Annotated in this window: 2 protein-coding genes and 1 pseudogene; all 3 read right to left on the reverse strand. The window is 75.5% G+C overall.

The window, feature by feature from the left end:
- The coding region (locus MCAG_RS02135; protein WP_036376021.1) for a precorrin-8X methylmutase at positions 1 to 437 on the reverse strand (437 nt) is incomplete at its 3' end.
- On the reverse strand, positions 434 to 1,531 hold the full coding sequence (locus MCAG_RS02140) for a HoxN/HupN/NixA family nickel/cobalt transporter (RefSeq protein ID WP_036371970.1): 1,098 nt from the start codon (positions 1,529 to 1,531) through the stop codon (positions 434 to 436). The genes MCAG_RS02140 and MCAG_RS02135, both read right to left, overlap by 4 nt.
- 23 nt (positions 1,532 to 1,554) lie before the next feature.
- A pseudogene (locus tag MCAG_RS30230) lies at positions 1,555 to 1,677 on the reverse strand (4Fe-4S binding protein); the annotation flags it as partial.

The following is a 1,677-nucleotide window of genomic DNA, read 5'->3' on the forward strand; positions in this document are numbered from 1 at the left end:
AGCGCCGGCCGCACGCCGAGGTCGAGCAGCTCGAACAGCGCGGTGCTCGCGCAGCCGACCACCCATACCGCGCCGGGGCCGACCCGGTCGTACGCCACCCGCACGGCCGCCGCCGAGCGGGTGATCCCCGCCGTGCGGGCCAGCGCGGCCGTGGCCGGATCGGCGATCGGACAGACCAGCTCCGGGCCGGCGCGGGTGATCCCGGCGGCGACCATCGCCACGTCGGTGACCACCGGCGCTCCGGCGCGCAGGGCGGCCAGCCCGCCGGCCAGGGCCGCCTCGTCGCAGACCAGGTCGGTGACGTAGTCGAGGTCGGCGCTGGCGTGCACCACCCGCTCGGTGACGGCCCGGGTCAGCGGCGGCAGGGCGGTCAGGTCCACCCGGGAACGCAGGATCGCGTACGACTGCCGCTCGATCGGGTGCACGACGCGGCTCACCGGCCCGCCTCCCCGGGCACGGCGGCGGCGCCGTAGCGCTCGTCGAAGCGGCGCAGTTTCCACAGCGCGGCGGCGGCGACCCAGGCCAGGACGAACAGCGCCACGACGGCGTAGCCGAGCTGCTCGAAGTGCTCGGCGAGGGCGGCGTACCCGGCCAGGACGGACACCCCGAGGTGGTCGACGAGCAGCCCGGCGAGGTAGACGCTGGCGACGAGCGCGCCGACCAGCACCGTCATGCCGGTGGTGGCCAGGTTGTAGTAGAGCCGGCGGGCCGGGTGCCGGTACGCCCACGAGTACGCCCGGCTCATCAGCAGGCTGTCGGCCGTGTCCATCGCGGACATTCCGGCGGCGAAGAGCAGCGGCAGGGTGAGCAGGGCCAGCACGGGCAGCCCGCCCGCGGCGGCGGCGCTCGCGGACAGGGCGAGCAGGGTCACCTCGCTGGCTGTCTCCAGGCCGAGGCCGAACAGGAACCCGACCGGTGCCATGTGCCACGACGAGCGCACGAGCGACCGCGCCCGGGAGCCCAGCACCCGCTGCACGAGGCCCCGGTTGAGCAGGTGCAGGTCCAGCTCCCGCTCGTCGAGGCCGCCGTGGCGCAGCCGCCGCCACAGCCGGGCCAGGCCGCCAAGTACCACGGCGTTGAGCGCGGCGACCAGGGTCAGGAACAGGGTGGCGGTGACGATCGCGACGGTGGCGCCCACCTCGCGGGCCTGTGCCAGCCCGGGGCCGGCGAGACTGGTCGAGGCGAGCCCGACGATCAGGGCGAGCAGCAGCACCACGGCGCTGTGCCCGAGGGCGAAGAAGAAGCCCACGCCGACGGGACGCCGGCCGCGCAGCAGCATCAGCCGGGTGGTGTCGTCGATCGCCGCGATGTGGTCGGCGTCGAAGGCGTGCCGCACCCCGAGGGCGTACGCGAGGGTGCCGGCGCCGGCCAGCCCGCCGGCCGCCGCCGGCTGGCCGTTCCAGTACAGGTAGAGGCTCCAGCCGGCGATGTGCAACATGGCGACGGCGAGCACGATGCCGCCGAGGCGTACCCGCTCGGCGCGGCTCCAGCGGCCCGCCGGGGGTGCGGCGTTGGCCGCGGTCGAACTCATCGGACTCCTCCACAGGGGTTGGTGCCGGTGACGCGGATGGCGTCCACCGGGCAGATCTCCAGGCACTCCAGGCAGCCGGTGCACGCCTGCGCGCGGACCACGAGCCCGCCGGGCGTCGAGTCGGATCGCGTGGGTGGGGCAGGTCA

This window comes from Micromonospora sp. ATCC 39149 (genome assembly GCF_000158815.1).
GTDB lineage: Bacteria > Actinomycetota > Actinomycetes > Mycobacteriales > Micromonosporaceae > Micromonospora.